Here is a 15,940-nt window from a genome sequence, read left to right as displayed (position 1 = left end):
TCGGTACGCCGCTTGAGGTCGTCGTTCTTGGCGCCGGAGGCGAACCGCGCGATGCCTGCGTGGATGCTGCGCATGGCTGTCGGGGTGCTTGGAGCAGGGAAGTGCAAGGTGGAGGGCTCCAGGGCTGGGTGTGGCCGCCGGGGCGTCGGCGGCCGTGAGCGGTGGGGACTCGTCCCACTCGTCCCGTCGCTGGTCAGGGCAGGTACGGGTGGGGCGGTGATGTCGAGTCGACTCGTTGCGGGTCGGTGACTCGTCCCCGCCCTGACCTGCGCGGGGACGAGTGGGACGAGTCGGGGAGGGTCAGGCGCCGGGCTCGACGGGGAGCGTGGCGGGTGACCTGTCGCGACCCGTCGCGTGCCTGGTCAGGGCGGGTACGGGTCGGTGCGGCGACATCGGGTCGACCCGTCACGGGCGGGTGACCCGTCCCGGCTCTGACCTGCACGGCGACGGGTCGGGACGGGTCGTGGCGGGTCAGGCGCCGGACGTGGGTGCTGGCAGGAGCAGCGGCTCGGCGGCCGGTGCGGGCTCGGGGCAGTAGCGGTTCCAGGCGTCGGCGAACTGCTCGCGGGAGAAGCCCCTGGCCTGGAAGCCGTCGGGGAAACGGTGGCTGGACGCGCTGATCCCGTAGTCCTTCAGCAGAAGCTGGAGGCCGCGCGCGGTCAGGCCCTTGTCCCTGTACTCCGGCCAGGGCGACTCGGTGTCCTCGTTGAGGATGCCGAGCAGACGGCCGGTACGGAGCAGGGCCGGATTCCCTTCGGCGGCGAAGACGCGGCGGATGTCGGCCAGGAGCCGGATGTTCAGGCCGCTGTTGTCCTGGTCCTGCTCGGCCTCGTGCCTCGTCATCGCCAGGCAGGCGGCGCGGGCGGCCTCGGGCCAGGCGCCGCCGGCGAGGTCGGCGACGGCGACCAGCGGCTCCCAGGTGTCGGCGGCTCGGTCCTCCACCGGCATTACCGGGGTGAGGTCCATCGCGGTGGCATGCAGCGGTGCCAGCCACTCCACGAGTCGGTCTCGTACGGCGTGCAGGGTGGTGGTGTCCCGTACGGTGCGGAACTCGGCGACCTTCTCGCCCGGCCTGCGCCGTCGCATCCGGATCACGACCGAGCGGTCCATGATCGTGTCGGGCAGGTCGCCGATCCCGGCGAGGGCTGCCATGGCGAAGGTCGGGAACTTCGACACCTCGTGGTTCGGGCCGGAGACCCGCAGGGTGGGCCGGTTGCGCTGGTGGCCGGCGTTGAGCAGGCCGCGCATCTCCTCGTTCTTCTCCGCGACCTTCGCCGATCCGAAGAGGGTGTCGGCCTCGTCGACCAGCAGGGTCGGCGGGTTCTCGGTGATCGACCGGAACACGGCGGCGGCGGAGGCGTTGACCGTGATCAGTGGGTCGTGGACGGTCTCGGTGACCACGTCCAGGAGCCGTGACTTCCCGCACCGCTTCGCGGGGGCGACGACCGCGAGGCGCGGGGCGTGCTGCCACGCCGTCTGCAGGTGCGTGGCCGCCACCCACAGCGTGACGGCGTCCAGCGCCTCGGGCGAGGGGAGGATCACGAACTTCGCTATCTGCCGACGCAGTTCGTCCAGGAGGGCCGATCCGATGGTCGGCTCGGGGGCCTCCTCCACTGCGGGCTCGTCCTCCCGTACGTCCTCGGTGACGTCGGCGGCAGAAGGCCGACCGGTGTACTCGCCGGGCTTGCCCGGGAGGGCGGTCGGCGGCCATTCGCGCTTGTCGGGGGCGGAATAGGGCTGGGTTTCGGGATGTTCCACGGGGCAGCTCCTCGTCTGGCGGTGGCGGGCTCGCACGCCCGTGCCGCCGGGTTGGTTCTTCAGGGCCGTTCGGGGTTGCTCGGGCCTCCGGCGTCGCACCGCCGGGGGCCCTTCTCCTTCTCGCGGGCAGCAGGCTGCCGCGAGGGACCACGAACCGTACGTCCACCCCCGGCGACAGTCCAGCGATTCTGTGTCAGCTCAGCGCAGAACCGTCTGCTACCTTCTTTCGCTCTCAAGCGGCCAGTCCCAACAGGCTGAGCAGGTCGGCCGTCACCACGCGGTACGCGTTCCCCAGCCGCAGGACCCTGCACGGGTACTCGCCCCGCTTCGCCAGCTCATAGCCCTTGCTCCGCCCGAGACCCAGCGCACGGTTGCCCGTATCCAGGTCAACGGCCACCGGCAGGGCCAACAGCTCCTCCCGACTCATGCCCTTCGGACCGGTTTCCACGATGTCGTCGCGCACGCGGCGCCCCCTCTCGTCACAGCCCTCGGCGAACACGACTCTCGTGTCCGGCTCCAGGCCAGTAAGAACCATGATGGGGAAGCTAATGTGTCTACATGACACAACGCGATGTGGACGATGAAGCGGACGGCTTCCCCGAGTGGGTGGACCGGGTCAAGGCCAACGTCGCCGGAGAAGTCCGGCGGAGAAGGAAGGAGATGGGGTGGAGCGCACAGGACCTGGCGGACCGCTGCGAGGAGCTGGGGCACCCCATCCCGCGGAACGTGATCGCCAACATGGAGTCCGGCCGCCGCGCCGTCCTCCCGCTCGTGGATGTCATCGTCCTGGCCGCCGCCCTGGAGACGTACCCGGCCCACCTGATCTTCCCTGTCGGCTACGTCGAGGAGACCCAGGAACTCCCCTTCCAGAGGCTCGTGCCCACCTGGGACGCCTTGCGGCGCTTCACCGGCGAGACAGAAGTGCCCGGGCACGACGCCGGCCTCGTCCCCGACTTCGAACGCCACGCCAGCCTCGTCCGCACCGCACTCGCCGCGCTCGAAGAGGAGGAGAACGCCCGCTTCGCGGCCAAGCAGGCCACCAGCCGCGCCCAGCGGGAGGAAGCCGAGCGCAAGCAGACCGCCTACGCCGACCAGGCCATCTCCGCCAAGTACAACCTCCGCCATCTCCGCCGCGAACTCCGTGAAGAGGGTGCCACTCCACCCGACCTGCCACTCGCGCTGAACGACGTCGACCCGCCGGAACCCGAAACCGACCCCACCCCGGAGGAACGCCTTTGAAGGGCTCCACCCACCGCCGTTGCTACTGCCGCGACCCCAAGACCGGCAAGCCGCTCGGCAAGAGCTGCTCCAAGCTCTCCAGCCGCAAGCACGGCTCCTACTCCATACGTCAGGAGCTTCCCCCTCGTGAGGACGGCACCCGCCGTTCCTTCAGCCGCGCCGGCTACGAGAGCCTCAAGGAAGCCCAGGCCGACCTCGACCACGTGCGTGCCCTCCTGGGGCTCGCCGAGTCCGACGACCCCGAGGCCCTGGCCCAGATTGCCCAGCTTCTGGAGACCGTGGCCGGCGAGAAGGCGCCGCTGCCGAACATCGAGTCGACCCGGCGCCGCCTCAGCCACGGCCTGGACCTGATCAGCAGGCTCACCGTCGGTGAGTGGCTGGACATGTGGCTGGCCGGCAAGAAGGGGCGGCAGAGCGCCATCAGCCGCGACGAGAGCAACATCCGCGTTCACCTCAAGCCGCGCATCGGCCACCTGCGGCTCGACCGTCTCCGCGTCTCTCACCTCTCGGAGATGTTCGAGGCCATCGCCGAGGACAACGTCGAGATCGCCGAGGGCAACGCCGCCCGGCGCAAGGCGTTCGAAGAGCTGGCCCGGATCCCGTGGAAGGGGCGCGAGCCGCGTGCTCGCCGCAAGGCGATGAAGGCGGTCATCGCCGATATGGAGCCGTACCGCCGCATCGTCGGTCCGGCGACGCGCCAGCGCGTCCGCTCCACCCTGCGCGCCGCTCTGAACTCCGCGATCGCGCAGCAGATGATCACCTTCAATCCGGCCGCGCACGTCGAACTGGAAGCGGGCAAGCGGCCCAAGGCACTTGTGTGGACCGAGGAACGGGTCTTGCACTGGCAGCGCACCGGCGAGAAGTCCTCCTCCGTCATGGTCTGGACGCCGGAGCACACCGGCCGCTTCCTTGACCACGCGGCGGACGACCGCCTGTACGCGCTGTTCCATCTGATCGCGTTCCGCGGGCTCCGCCGTGGGGAGGCGTGCGGGCAGAAGTGGACCGACACCCACCTGGACGCGGGCCTCATCACCGTCGCCAAGCAGCTCGTCGTCGACGGCTGGGAGGTCTACGAGGACGACCCCAAGACCGACGCGGGTGCGCGCACCATCGCCCTGGACGCGCGCACGGTAGAGGTCCTGCGCCAGCACCGCGCTCGGCAGGACGAGGAGCGTGAGAAGTGGGGGACCGCCTGGGTGGAGACCGGCCGCGTCTTCACGCGGGAGAACGGGGAACTGCTCCACCCCGCCAACGTCACCCGCCGCTTCATCGAGTTGTACGAGGAGATCGGCCTCCCGCCGGTCCGGCTCCACGATCTGCGCCACGGTGCGGCGACCCTCGCCCACGCGGCTGGCGCCGATCTGAAGGACATCCAGGAGATGCTCGGCCACTCCTCCATCACCATCACGGCGGACACGTACACGAGCCTGCTCCCCGAGGCGGATCTTGCGATCGCCGAGGCTGCGGCCCGTCTCGTCCCGCGTGCACGCGCCCCTCGCGACGTGCCGGATGGTGCTGATCGGTTGGGGGAAATTTCGGGGGCTGCCACCCCGTCCGCTCACGCAGCGCGCACGCAAACGGCCCCGGACGGGATGTCCGGGGCCGAGTAGGCCCCTTCCCTGAGGAGAAACCCCAGCTCAGGGCCATGCGTTTGGTGCCCCCGGCAGGATTCGAACCTGCGACACCCGCTTTAGGAGAGCGGTGCTCTATCCCCTGAGCTACGAAGGCGCTGCCCGACAGTGTAGCGGGTCGCCGCTCCCCGGCCGAAGGGGTTGATCATGGGCCGGGGCGGCGGAAGGGGGACCGGGCCCCAGGGGTGTCCGTAGCCTGGGTGGGCCGGGATGGGCAGGGTGTGAGGGAAGGGGTGCGGGTGGTGCAGGGGCGGCACGGGGGGAGTGGGCTCGATGGGGTCGGCGGGCCGTTCGAGGTCGTGCGGGGGGAGAGCGGCGGGCTGGAGTATGTGCGGGGGCCCCGGACGCTCAAGGAATTCGTCGAGGCTGCCTGGGGGCTCGGTGACCGGATGTTCCTCGTCGGAGAGAGCGCCCGCTACACCTACCGGGAGTTCTTCGCCGCCGCCTGCGCCCTCGCGCGGCGCCTCGACGAGGAGTACGGGCTGCGCCCCGGCGACCGGGCCGCGATCGCGATGCGCAACCACCCCGAGTGGCAGATCGCCTTCTGGGGAGTCCAGTTGGCCGGGCTGGTCGCCGTGCCGCTCAACGCCTGGTGGACCGAGGAGGAGCTGACGCACGCCCTCGACGACTGCACCCCCGGGGTGCTCCTCGTCGACGGCGAGCGGCTGCCCCGGGTCGACCGGTGGCGCGGGCGGACCGGGGCGCGGGTGGTGCTCTTCCACGGCGCGGGGCACCCGGGCGGCGCCGGGGTGGAGCGGTACGACGACTTCGGCGCACCCGACCCCCACGGCGCGCCGCCCGCCGTCGATGTGCGGCCCGAGGACGACGCCACGATCATCTACACGTCCGGGACCACCGGGCGCCCCAAGGGCGCCGTCGCCACCCAGCTCGCGCAGGCGGGGGCCGCGCAGCACCCCCGGTTCCACGCGGCCGTCGCCGCCCTCGCGCGCGGGGAGCTGCCGGGGCAGGGGCCCGCGCCCGTGGTGCTGATGACGTTCCCCTTCTTCCACGTCGCCGCGTTCACCACGCTCTACTCGGCGATGGCCGCCGGCGGCACCCTCGTCCTGATGCGGAAGTGGGACGCCGATCACGCCCTCGCGCTCATCGGGGAGCACCGCGTCACCCATTACTCCGGAGTGCCCACCACCGCGCTCCAGCTGCTGGACGCCGCCGAGCGCCGGGGCGACGGCCTCGGGACGCTCGGGCACCTCAGCACCGGCGGGGCCGCCGCGCCCGCCGCGCTCGTCGGGCGGCTGACCGCGCGCCACGGCCGGCGGATCGACCCCCGCAACGGGTACGGCCTCACCGAGACCAGTGGCGGGGTCCTGGCCAGTTCCGGGGACGCCTACCGGGCGGACCCGGGCAGTGTGGGGCGGCCCGCGCCGGCCGTGGAGGTGCGGATCGCCGGGGCGGACGGCCGGGAGCTGCCCGAGGGGGAGACCGGTGAGCTGTGGCTGCGCGGCCAGTCGCTCGTACGCGGGTACTGGCGCGACGAGCGGGCCACCGCCGAGGCCTTCCGGGACGGCTGGTTCCGCACCGGTGACCTCGCGGTCCTGCGGGACGGGCGGGTCGGCATCGTGGACCGGATCAAGGACGTGGTCATCCGCGGGGGTGAGAACGTCCACTGCGCCGAGGTCGAGTCCGTGCTCCACGACCACCCGGAGGTTGAGGACGCCGCCGTGCTCGGGGTGCCCCACCCCCTCCTCGGTGAGGAGGTCGCCGCCGTGGTGCGGCTGCGGCCGGGCGCCGGGGTGGGTGCCGACGCGCTGCGGGCGTACGCGGCCGGGCGGCTCGCCGCCTTCAAGGTGCCCTCGCTGGTCGTGCTGGGCGATGTGCCCCGCAGTCCGACGGGGAAGATCCTCAAGCGGGAGCTGAGGAGGGGGATCGCCGGGGAGGGCTGAGCCCCGGTGGTGCCGCACGTGCCGTGCGTACTGGCCCGGTGCCCCCTGCGAGGCGCGGGCGCGGGTGCGGGCGCGCCCCGCAGCGTGTGCATGGACCCCGGACCTCGGACCCCGGACCCCGGACCCCGGACCTCGGACCCCGGACCCCGGACCCCGGACCTCGGACCTCGGACCCCGGACCCCGAACCCCGGACCCGGGCGCGGGGTACCTGGCGCGGGCGCACCTGGCGCGGGGGCACCTGGCGACGGGTCGCCGGCGGCCTCCCCGCGCCTCAGGAGCGGGTCACCCGCACCCGGTACCCCTCCCCCTCCTTCCGCACCACCGTGATCGCGATTCCGCTCTTCCTGTCCGTGAAGGTCTGCCCCGGCCGGTACGGCGCGTCCGACAGCTCCGCGTGGACATTCGGCCGCCGGGTGCAGCCGCCGCTGTCCTTCTTGCTGTCGGCGACGGTGACCGGTCCCTGCCCGGTGTCCACATCGCCCTGGACGCGGTAGATCAGCACGCCCGGCCGGCAGATGGCCTCGTCGTTCCCCGCCCGGGTCCGCACCTCGATCGCGTAACCGGAGTCCTCGCTCACCGGAACGACCGTCATCTTCGCCCCGCCGGCGGTGGCGAGCGGGGTCAGGGTGTACTCGGCGCTGCCGGGGGCCGGTGCGCAGCTGATCTGGCCCGGGTCCAGCCAGCCCAGCTTCCACTTGTGCCAGCCCAGCAGGTCGTTGTTGGCCCCCCAGTCCTCGGACATGATGTCCCAGTGGCCGACCGTGCCGCCGCCCTCGGCGGTGTAGAGGTCGGGCAGCCCGAAGACATGGCCGTTCTCATGGGGCAGCACCCGGAAGCCGGTCTCGGCGTACGACCCCGAACCGTCGTCCTGGCGGCTGTAGACGAAGGACGTGTTGGCGAGCGGCACCCCGTCGGCGGTCGGCGCCTCGGGGTTGCCGGAGAAGGTCACCGAGAGCACGGTGTCCAGCGCCGACGGTCCGGCGTTGGGGGTGACGAGCACGTTGACCAGGTCGTACGCGGCGAAGTCCACCTGCGGGTCGGCGACCGTGACCAGGTCCTCGACGAGTTTGCGGTAGCCGGGCTCATAGGGAGAGCCGCGCTCTATTCCGTACGCCTCGAAGGGCAGGGGCATCCTCAGCCAGTCGGTGACCGGCGCGTGCGGCCGATAGCTGAGCCGGCCGTACGAACTGGTTCTGAACCACTCCGTGGTCTGCGGGAAGAACTCCGCCAGCCGGTCCAGCGCCTTCCCCTCGCCCTCCGCGTCCGAGAAGTCGATCATCAGATTGAGGGCGCGGACCTCGCCGGTGGAGCGGGAGTAGCCGGCCGGGGTGGGTATGCCCTCCGACATCTGGACGCCCAGGGCGGCGGGGATGCGGCAGGGGCCGAGCCCCGTCGCCTCGGCGGCGACCGGTCCGGCCGATGCCTTGGTGGGGGCGGAGAGTTCCGCGCCGGCCTTGGTCAGGCCGGCGAGGGAGAGCGCCGTGAGGACGGCGACACAGCCGATACGGCGGCCCCGGCGGACCCGGTCGCCCGTCCCGGCTATGCGGCCCGTCCGGCCCGTCTGGTCTATCCGGCCCGTCTGGTCTATCCGGCCCGTCCGGTCCATTCGGTCCGTCCGATGGGTCCGGCGTATCCCGTGCGGCCGGCGTATCCGGTGGCGTGGGTACCGCATACAGCCGCCTTCGGGTCCCCGGCAGCAGGCCGGTCCCTGGCTGCGCTCTGTCAGATCAGCCTGTGACGGGTGGGGGTGGAGCGCGCGCGGGGTGAGCCGTTCGAGGGGTCCCGGACCGGCGATCCGGGGCCGGAGGCCCTCCCTCCGCGAGGGCTTCCCTTACGGACGGGCGGGTGACACGAGTCACAGCAGGGTGAGAAATAACCGGGGAGCCCTTCCCCGTTTGCACTCGTGTCGCCGCTAAACGGGGAGCAGTTCCCCGTTTGGGTGATGTTCATCAGACGCCGACGCAGAGCGAGAGGGGGTGGCGCCCATGGGCCCCGCCGGGACGGACACAGCGGGCACGGGCACGGGCACGGCCGGTACGGACATGATCGGTACGGGCGCAGCCGGGGCGGGCAGGGTCGGTGCGGGCACGCGCGACGGCGCGGCGGACGCGGCGGCCGACGCGCGCGACGGCGCGGCGGACGCCCACGACAGCGGAACGCCCGCCCGCGACAGCGGGGCGCGCACCTACGACAGCGGGGCGCGCAAGCGCGCCGGCGCGCCCCCCACCGGGCCGCACCGGGCGTGCGACGCCGTGGCCCGCCACGTCCCCCGCCCCCGCGCCGACGCCCTCCGCAACCGCGAGCGGATCGTGGGCGCGGCCCGTGAGATGTTCGTCGAGTTCGGGCCCGGCGTCCCCCTGGACGACATCGCCCGCCGCGCCGGCATCGGCAACGCCACCCTCTACCGGCACTTCGCCGACCGCACCGCGCTGATCCACGAGGTCGTGCTCTCCGTCCTGTCCCGCACCGCCCGGCTCGCCGAGGAGGCGATGGGCGAGGAGCCCGACTCCTTCGACGCGGTGCGCCGCTTCGTCCATGGCGCCGCCGAGGAGCGCATCGGGGCCCTCTGCCCCCTGCTCTCCGGCGCGTTCGACAGCGGCCCTCCCGAACTCGACGCCGGACGTGAGCGGCTGGAGCGGGCGATGGTGGAGCTGATCGAGCGGGCGCAGGCCGCAGGCCGGATGCGTACCGATGTCGCCCTCGGCGATCTGATGGTCGCGCTCTCCCAGCTCTCCCGGCCGCTTCCGGGCACCGAGTGCCTGGACATGGCCAGGTTCGTGCACCGCCATCTCCAGCTCTTCCTGGACGGTCTGGAGGCCCCCGCGCGCTCCGAACTCCCCGGCAGGGCGGCGACCATCGAGGATCTGCGAGCTCCCATGACCGACTGACGACGCACGGGCGGCGCACCCACGGCGTACGCGCTCCGTACCGGCGGGTCGGTACCGGAGCACCGCCGGGCGCGGTGCGACACGGCCCCCCGGCGCGGAGTTCGGACCACCGCGCCATCCCGCCCCCCCCGGCACAGCCTCCCGGCCCCGCCCCCTGACACCCGCCTCCCCGGCACTCGCCTCCCGGCGCGCGGCCTCCGTGACACCCCGACAGCTTCAGCAATCTTTTGACCGTTTCCGCACCCCTAGGTGGCCTGACCCATGCCAAAAACAGCCAATACCTCTCTTCCTGATACCGCCGGCACCATGGACCCCCGGCGCTGGAAGGCCCTGATCTTCATCGCGCTGGCCCAGCTGATGGTGGTGCTCGACGCGACCATCGTGAACATCGCGCTGCCCACCGCCCAGCAGGATCTGGGCATATCCGACGGCAACCGGCAGTGGGTCATCACGGCCTACGCCCTCGCCTTCGGCGGACTGCTGCTCTTCGGTGGCCGGATCGCCGACATCTGGGGGCGCCGGCGCACCTTCATCGTCGGTCTGATCGGCTTCGCCGTGGCCTCCGCGCTCGGCGGCGCCGCCACCACCGAGGCCATGATGCTCGGCGCCCGAGGGCTCCAGGGCGCCTTCGGCGCACTGCTCGCGCCCGCCGCGCTCTCCCTGCTCGCGGTGATGTTCACCGACGCCAAGGAGCGCGCCAAGGCGTTCGGCATCTACGGCGCCATCGCCGGTGGCGGCGGCGCGGTCGGACTGCTCCTGGGCGGCTTCCTCACCGAGTACCTGAACTGGCGCTGGACCTTCTACGTCAACATCCCGTTCGCGATCGCCGCCGCCGTCGGCGCGTACGTGGTGATCCGCGAGCCGGCGGGTGCGCGCAACCGGTCCCCGCTCGACATTCCCGGTGTCGTCCTCTCCACCCTCGGTCTGGTGGCGCTGGTCTACGGCTTCACCCGCGCCGAGCACTCGGGCTGGTCGGACGGTCTGACGGTGGGCATGTTCGTCGCCTCCGTGGTGCTGCTGGCCGCGTTCGTCGTCACCGAGGCGAAGGTCAAGGCCCCGCTGCTGCCGCTGCGCGTCCTCACCGAGCGCAACCGGGGCGGTGTCTATCTCTCGCTGGGCCTCGCCGTCATCGCGATGTTCGGGCTCTTCCTCTTCCTGACGTTCTACCTCCAGGTCGTCCGCGGGTACTCGCCGGTGAAGACCGGCTTCGCCTTCATGCCGATGGTCGTGGGCATGATCGTGGGTTCCACCCAGATCGGCACCCGGCTGATGACCCGCGTCCCGCCCCGGCTGCTGATGGCGCCCGGCTTCCTGCTCGCGGCGACCGGCATGCTGCTGCTGACCCAGCTCGACCTGAACAGCTCGTACGCCGGTCTGATCATGCCCGCGCAGCTGCTGCTCGGCCTCGGCATGGGTACGGCGTTCATGCCGGCGATGTCCCTGGCCACCTACGGGGTGGACCCGGCCGACTCCGGTGTCGCCTCCGCGATGGTCAACACCTCGCAGCAGGTCGGCGGCGCGGTCGGCACGGCGCTGCTGAACACGATCGCGGCCTCGGCCACCACCTCGTACGTCAGCGCGCGGGCCGCCGGCGCGACCGACCCCCGGCTGCTGGAGATGCAGGGGATGGTGCACGGCTTCACCTCCGCCATCTGGTGGGCGGTCGGCATCCTGGTGGTCTCGGCGGCGATCGCTTTCGCCCTCATCACCAGTGGCCGCCCCAACATGGGCGCGCCGTCCGGTTCGGGTGACGGCGCCGAGGACGAGGTCAGGGTGCCGGTCATCGCGCACTGATGTCGCGGGGCCGGGACGGACACCCCGTCACCGACACGGAAGGGCCCCGCCCGGATCGCTCACCGATCCGGGCGGGGCCCTTCCGCTTGTGCCACCAGGCCCCACCGGGCGCCGTGGTTGCCCGAGAGGAGCGCCTCACCGCGCACCGTGGCGTTCCGGCGCGGCCCCACCGCGCACCGCGGCGCTCCGGCGCGGCCCCACCGCGCGCCGGGGCCGCCGCCGCTACCGCAGCCAGGGCAGGTCGGCGCCGGAGTCCTGCGGCTGGAGCCCCTCCGCCACGATCCGCATGATCTCGCCGAGCTGCCCCACCTGCTCCGGCGACAGCCGGTCGAACATCGCCTGCCGCACCGCCTCCACATGGCCCGGAGCGGCCCGCCTCAGCACCTCGAAGCCCTCGTCCGTCAGGACGGCGTTCTGACCGCGCTTGTCGGACGAGCACTCCTCGCGCCGCACCCAGCCGCTCCGCTCCAGCCGGGCCACGGCGTGCGAGAGCCGGGAGCGGGTGATCTTGGCGTCGATGGCCAGCTCGGTCATCCGCTTGCGGCGCTGCGGGGCCTGGGAGAGCTGCACCAGCAGCCCGTAGTAGACGTGCGGCATGCCGGCGTCGCGCTGCAACTGGCGGTCGAGATGGTCGTCGAAGAGGGTGGTGGCGTGGAGATACGCGCGCCAGACGCGCTGTTCGTCGTCGGTGAGCCAGCGCTGCGGGAGCCCGTCCGCGCCGGGGGACGCCGCCGTCGCTGCCGTCGTCATCTCTTCCACGGTCATGCCCTCCACTCTACGACCACTTCTTGAAAGTTGAACTACATGGTCGTAGGCTGAGGGCACAGCTTGAAGTTTCAAGCAAAGATCGGAGCCATCGCCATGACCGCCACCCCCGCCGGGCGGATGCCCGCCCTCTACCTCTCCCATGGTGCTCCGCCCCTCGCCGACGACCCCCTCTGGCCGGGTCAGCTCGCCGCCTGGTCGGCCGGGCTGCCGCGCCCCACGGCGATCCTGATGGTCTCCGCCCACTGGGAGGAGGCCCCGCTGGCGCTCGGCGCGACCGTGACGGTGCCGCTGGTGTACGACTTCTGGGGCTTCCCGGAGCACTACTACACCGTGCGGTACGCGGCCCCGGGCGCCCCGAGGCTCGCCGAGGACGTGCGCGCGATGCTGCGCGGCCCCGGCCGGCCCGTCCAGGACATCCCCGACCGGGGCCTCGACCACGGCGCGTACGTACCGCTGGTGGAGATGTTCCCGGAGGCTGACATTCCGGTACTCCAGATCTCCCTGCCCACCCTCGATCCGGGGAAACTGCTGGAGATCGGGCGGCGGCTGGCCCCGCTGCGCGACGAGGGCGTCCTCATCGTCGGCAGCGGCTTCTTCACCCACAACCTGGCGGCGCTGCGGCACTCCGGCGTCCCCGGCTGGTCGGCCGAGTTCGACGACTGGGGGCAGCGGGCGCTGGCGGCGGGAGACGTGGACGCGCTGCTGGACTTCGAGCACAAGTCCCCCGCCGGACGACTGGCCCATCCGCGCACCGAGCACTTCGCACCTCTCTTCGTCACGATGGGGGCCGCCGAGGGTGAGCCGGAGAGCGGGCGGAGCGTGATCGACGGCTTCTGGATGGGGCTGGCGAAGCGCTCGGTGCAGTTCGGCTGAGCGCCGTCCGCGCGGGGGCGGGGAGGCTCAGGTCAGCAGCGGCGGATTCCACTCGATGGCGCCCACGGCCGCGGTCAGCGCCAGGCTGTCGCCGACATCGAGCGCGGTGTCCGCGAACTTGATGGTGTGGTCGTCGCCGTGCGCCGCCGCCCGCTCGAACACCTCCTCCGCCGTCGCGTCGGTGAGGGTGTACGGACGCGGATCGGCCGTGCTGTACGCGGCGGTGACCCCCGCGCTCGCGGCCCAGGCGGCGCCGAGGCTGGGCAGCCACAGCTCGCGGGGGAGCGCGGGCAGGGTCCGCAGTACGGCGTTGGGCGCGGTCGCCGCGTGCACCAGCATCACCGGGTCGGCGTGGCCATGGGCGGCGTAGCGCCGGGTGGAGGCGGCCACCAGCTCCCGCAGCCGGTCACGGGCGTCCTCCGGGCCGGTGACGCCCAGCGGCCAGCCGGGGAGGGCGGTCAGCTGGGCGAACCGGTCCCCGATCCCGCCGGACTGGTCGGGGACGGCGGGGACCGCGTCCAGCGCGGCCGCGGCGCCGGGCGGGGCGCCGAGCGTCCGCACCTCCGGCAGCGGCAGATGCCGGGCGGTCCAGTACCCGAGGGCCTGCGCCAGCTCACCGACCCGGGGGGCGGTCTCCTCGCCGCTCAGCAGGGTGCGCACGGCGTGGCCCACCCGGATCGCGGGATGGGTCGCGCTGCCCGCGATGCCCGGCAGCAGCCGGGGCCACCACTCGGTCAGCACCTCCCGCCAGGGGCGCTCGGTGGTCTCCCGCTCGAAGTGGACGATCCAGTCGGCCACCCGGCCCGGGTCGCCCAGCGCCTCGCGCCAGTTCTCCGGGGTCACCGGGTTGCCGCCGCGCGGCATCTCCTCCAGCCGCTCGCTGTAGCGGTCGAACCAGCGGTGCACGCCCGCCGCCTGGCCGTGGCGCACGAGCGCCTCCACGGCCATCGGGGCGTGATTGCTCAGGAAGCCGTAGAACTCGGGACCGGAGGTGTGGATGCGCTCCAGCGCCTCGTCCAGGGTTCCGCTGGTGTCCTGGGCCGGGGCTCCGGTGGTGTTCTGGGCCGGGGCTCCGGGGGCGTGCCGTGCCGGGGTGCCGGTGGGGGCGGGCGCTGCGGGGAAGGTGCCGGTGGTCTCCATGGCCCGACCGTAGGCGCGGTCCGTGAGGCTCCGTAACGGGCTGGAGTCCTACACCTGAGGTCCCAGCTCCTTCTCGTACCAGGTGATGTCCCAGTAGCGGCCGAACTTCCGTCCCACCTCGCGGTACGTCCCGACCGGGCGGAAGCCGAACCGGGTGTGCAGCCGGGTCGACGCCTCGTTGGGCTGGGTGATCCCGGCGTACGCGCGGTGCAGGTCCTCGCCCTCCAGCGCCTCGAAGAGGGACTTGTAGAGCAGGGTGCCGACGCCCAGCCCCGCCGCCTCGGGGGCGCAGTAGACGCTGACCTCGACGGAGGTGTCGTAGGCGGCCTTGGGGCGCAGGGGGCTGCTGGTCGCGTAGCCGAGGAGGCCGCCCCAGGGCCTGCCTTCCGGGCGGTCCGCCGGGGCGTGCTGCCCTTGGCGGTCCGCCGGGTCGTCCGCCGGGTCGTGCCCCGGGCGGTGCCCTTGGCGGTCCGCCTCGGTGTCCCCGGGGGCGCTTCCCGGCCGGTTTTCGGCATATCGGACATCCCGAGCAACCAGAAGACGGTGCGGGCCGTCTTCAGGGTGGGAACGGAGCCATGGGCGGCGTTGTTCCGGGGAGAAGACAGTGGTGTCGAAGGTGATGGGCGTCTCACGTATGTAGTGGTTGTAGAGCGCTGTCAGCTCCGGCAGATCGGCCTCCGCGCCCGCTCTGACCTGCACCTCTACCGGTTCCTTAGGCATGCGTCCTCCCCTGATGGTCGGACAGGGTACTGCAAGATCGTAAAAATCGAAGTGGGGCTTGGGAATTCTGTCCGGATTCCAGTCGTTGTTTCCATCGGATGCAGGGCACCCGGAAGGGTGTCGCGACCTACTCAGCAAGGGAGCTCGCATGGCAACCCGTGCCGTCGCCCGTCGCCAGTCCGAGACCACGAGGACCACCGGCCGGGCCAGCAGCGTTCGCGCAGTGGGCGGGGAGATCGCCGACCGCGACCTGGTCGGCATGTACCTCGACGAGATCGCGCGCACGCCGCTGCTCGACGCCGCCAAGGAGGTCGAGCTGTCCCAGACCATCGAGGCGGGTGTCTATGCCCGGCAGATCCTCGGCAAGGAGATCGAGAGTGAAGCGGGCGGCGCCTCGCGCGAGGAACTGGAGGCCCTGGTGGCCGAGGGCGAGCGGGCGAAGGACGTCTTCATCCGGTCGAACCTCCGGCTGGTCGTGGCGGTGGCCCGGCGCTATCCGCGCAGCGGCCTCCCCCTGCTCGACCTGATCCAGGAGGGGAACGCGGGCCTGGTCCGCGCGGTCGAGAAGTTCGACTACGCCAAGGGCTTCAAGTTCTCCACCTACGCGACCTGGTGGATTCGCCAGGCCATCACCCGTTCCATAGCCGACCAGTCGCGCACCATCCGGCTCCCCGTCCACCTGGTGGAGGAGCTGGGCCGAATCCGCCGGGTGCAGCGCGAGTTCAACCGCGAGAAGGGCCGGGAGCCCGAGCCGGCCGAGATCGCGGAGGAGCTGGCCTCCACGCCCGCGCGGGTCACCGACGTGCTGGACTGGGCGCGCGACCCGGTCAGCCTCAACATGCCGGTGGACGACGCCGGCGAGACACAGTTCGGCGATCTGCTGGAGGACACCTCCGCGGTCTCGCCCGAGCAGTCGGTGCTCACCCTGCTGCGCAGCGAGGGTCTGGAGGATCTGATCGGCCAGCTCGACCAGCGCACCGCCTCGATCATCCGCATGCGGTACGGCATCGTGGACGGCCGCGAGCGGACGCTGACCGAGGTCGGCAAGGAGCACGGGCTGACGCGGGAGCGCATCCGGCAGATAGAGAAGCACGCTCTGCTGGAGCTGAAGCGGATGGCCAGGGACACGGGCTTCGACGCGGCGGCCTGAGCCGTCGTGCCCGATCCGGGCCCGGCCGCGCGCGGGCTCCCCGACGACCGTCCCACCCAGAGCCGGACCCCGAGGCC

13 protein-coding genes and 1 tRNA gene are annotated in these 15,940 nt (G+C 72.3%); 7 read left to right on the top strand and 7 right to left on the bottom strand.

Translation table 11 applies throughout. The features are described 5' to 3' along the window. Positions 1–471: 471 nt before the first annotated feature. The gene (locus tag ACWCRA_RS24420) at positions 472–1,758 is read right to left on the bottom strand and encodes a DUF3631 domain-containing protein (protein ID WP_451068588.1); all 1,287 of its coding nucleotides are present in this window, start codon (positions 1,756–1,758) and stop codon (positions 472–474) included. Positions 1,759–1,990: 232 nt separating this feature from the next. Continuing rightward, positions 1,991–2,185 carry a hypothetical protein gene (locus ACWCRA_RS24415; protein ID WP_255240205.1) on the bottom strand — a complete coding sequence of 65 codons (195 nt, stop codon included), beginning with the start codon at positions 2,183–2,185 and terminating at the stop codon, positions 1,991–1,993. Between the two features lie 131 nt (positions 2,186–2,316). Here ACWCRA_RS24415 and ACWCRA_RS24410 point away from each other — a divergent pair, with 131 nt between their 5' ends. After that, positions 2,317–2,997 (top strand): helix-turn-helix domain-containing protein, encoded by a 681-nt coding sequence (locus ACWCRA_RS24410; RefSeq protein WP_451068587.1) that lies wholly within the window; start codon positions 2,317–2,319, stop codon positions 2,995–2,997. After that, positions 2,994–4,607 carry a site-specific integrase gene (locus ACWCRA_RS24405; protein WP_451068586.1) on the top strand — a complete coding sequence of 538 codons (1,614 nt, stop codon included), beginning with the start codon at positions 2,994–2,996 and terminating at the stop codon, positions 4,605–4,607. The genes ACWCRA_RS24410 and ACWCRA_RS24405 overlap by 4 nt, the downstream gene beginning before the upstream one ends. A 42-nt stretch (positions 4,608–4,649) precedes the next feature. On the opposite strand, the gene ACWCRA_RS24400 is transcribed toward ACWCRA_RS24405, so the two are convergent. Continuing rightward, a tRNA-Arg gene (locus ACWCRA_RS24400) sits at positions 4,650–4,725 on the bottom strand. 292 nt (positions 4,726–5,017) lie between these two features. Here ACWCRA_RS24400 and ACWCRA_RS24395 point away from each other — a divergent pair. Then, positions 5,018–6,529, top strand: coding sequence for a class I adenylate-forming enzyme family protein (locus tag ACWCRA_RS24395; RefSeq protein WP_451068644.1), 1,512 nt, complete (start codon positions 5,018–5,020; stop codon positions 6,527–6,529). Between the two features lie 272 nt (positions 6,530–6,801). On the opposite strand, the gene ACWCRA_RS24390 is transcribed toward ACWCRA_RS24395, so the two are convergent. Beyond that, positions 6,802–8,136 carry a M6 family metalloprotease domain-containing protein gene (locus ACWCRA_RS24390; protein ID WP_451068585.1) on the bottom strand — a complete coding sequence of 445 codons (1,335 nt, stop codon included), beginning with the start codon at positions 8,134–8,136 and terminating at the stop codon, positions 6,802–6,804. Between the two features lie 646 nt (positions 8,137–8,782). Here ACWCRA_RS24390 and ACWCRA_RS24385 point away from each other — a divergent pair. Next, positions 8,783–9,418, top strand: a complete 636-nt coding sequence (locus ACWCRA_RS24385) for a TetR/AcrR family transcriptional regulator (protein WP_351546839.1) — start codon at positions 8,783–8,785, stop codon at positions 9,416–9,418. Positions 9,419–9,679: 261 nt separating this feature from the next. Then, entirely contained in the window at positions 9,680–11,212 is a 1,533-nt protein-coding gene (locus tag ACWCRA_RS24380; protein ID WP_351546668.1) for an MFS transporter, read from the top strand. 222 nt (positions 11,213–11,434) lie between these two features. Here ACWCRA_RS24380 and ACWCRA_RS24375 read toward each other — a convergent pair whose 3' ends face one another. Further along, positions 11,435–11,971 (bottom strand): MarR family winged helix-turn-helix transcriptional regulator, encoded by a 537-nt coding sequence (locus ACWCRA_RS24375; RefSeq protein ID WP_451068643.1) that lies wholly within the window; start codon positions 11,969–11,971, stop codon positions 11,435–11,437. Positions 11,972–12,073: 102 nt separating this feature from the next. Here ACWCRA_RS24375 and ACWCRA_RS24370 point away from each other — a divergent pair, with 102 nt between their 5' ends. Continuing rightward, on the top strand, positions 12,074–12,853 hold the full coding sequence (locus ACWCRA_RS24370) for a dioxygenase family protein (protein ID WP_351546833.1): 780 nt from the start codon (positions 12,074–12,076) through the stop codon (positions 12,851–12,853). Between the two features lie 27 nt (positions 12,854–12,880). Here the strand turns inward: ACWCRA_RS24370 and ACWCRA_RS24365 are convergent, their stop codons facing one another. Both ACWCRA_RS24365 and ACWCRA_RS24360 read right to left on the bottom strand, forming a co-directional pair. Continuing rightward, positions 12,881–13,993: a questin oxidase family protein gene (locus tag ACWCRA_RS24365; protein ID WP_451068584.1), complete on the bottom strand. Its 1,113-nt coding sequence runs from the start codon at positions 13,991–13,993 to the stop codon at positions 12,881–12,883. A 48-nt stretch (positions 13,994–14,041) separates the two neighbouring features. Then, positions 14,042–14,713, bottom strand: coding sequence for an N-acetyltransferase family protein (locus ACWCRA_RS24360; protein ID WP_451068583.1), 672 nt, complete (start codon positions 14,711–14,713; stop codon positions 14,042–14,044). A gap of 148 nt (positions 14,714–14,861) precedes the next feature. Between ACWCRA_RS24360 and ACWCRA_RS24355 the strand changes: the two genes are divergently transcribed. Continuing rightward, the gene (locus tag ACWCRA_RS24355) at positions 14,862–15,863 is read left to right on the top strand and encodes a sigma-70 family RNA polymerase sigma factor (protein ID WP_351546659.1); all 1,002 of its coding nucleotides are present in this window, start codon (positions 14,862–14,864) and stop codon (positions 15,861–15,863) included. Positions 15,864–15,940 lie beyond the last annotated feature (77 nt).

This window comes from Streptomyces sp. NPDC001889 (genome assembly GCF_053594535.1).
The sequence above is the reverse complement of the archived record's forward strand: the minus strand, read 5'-3'. Positions and strand labels throughout refer to the sequence as shown.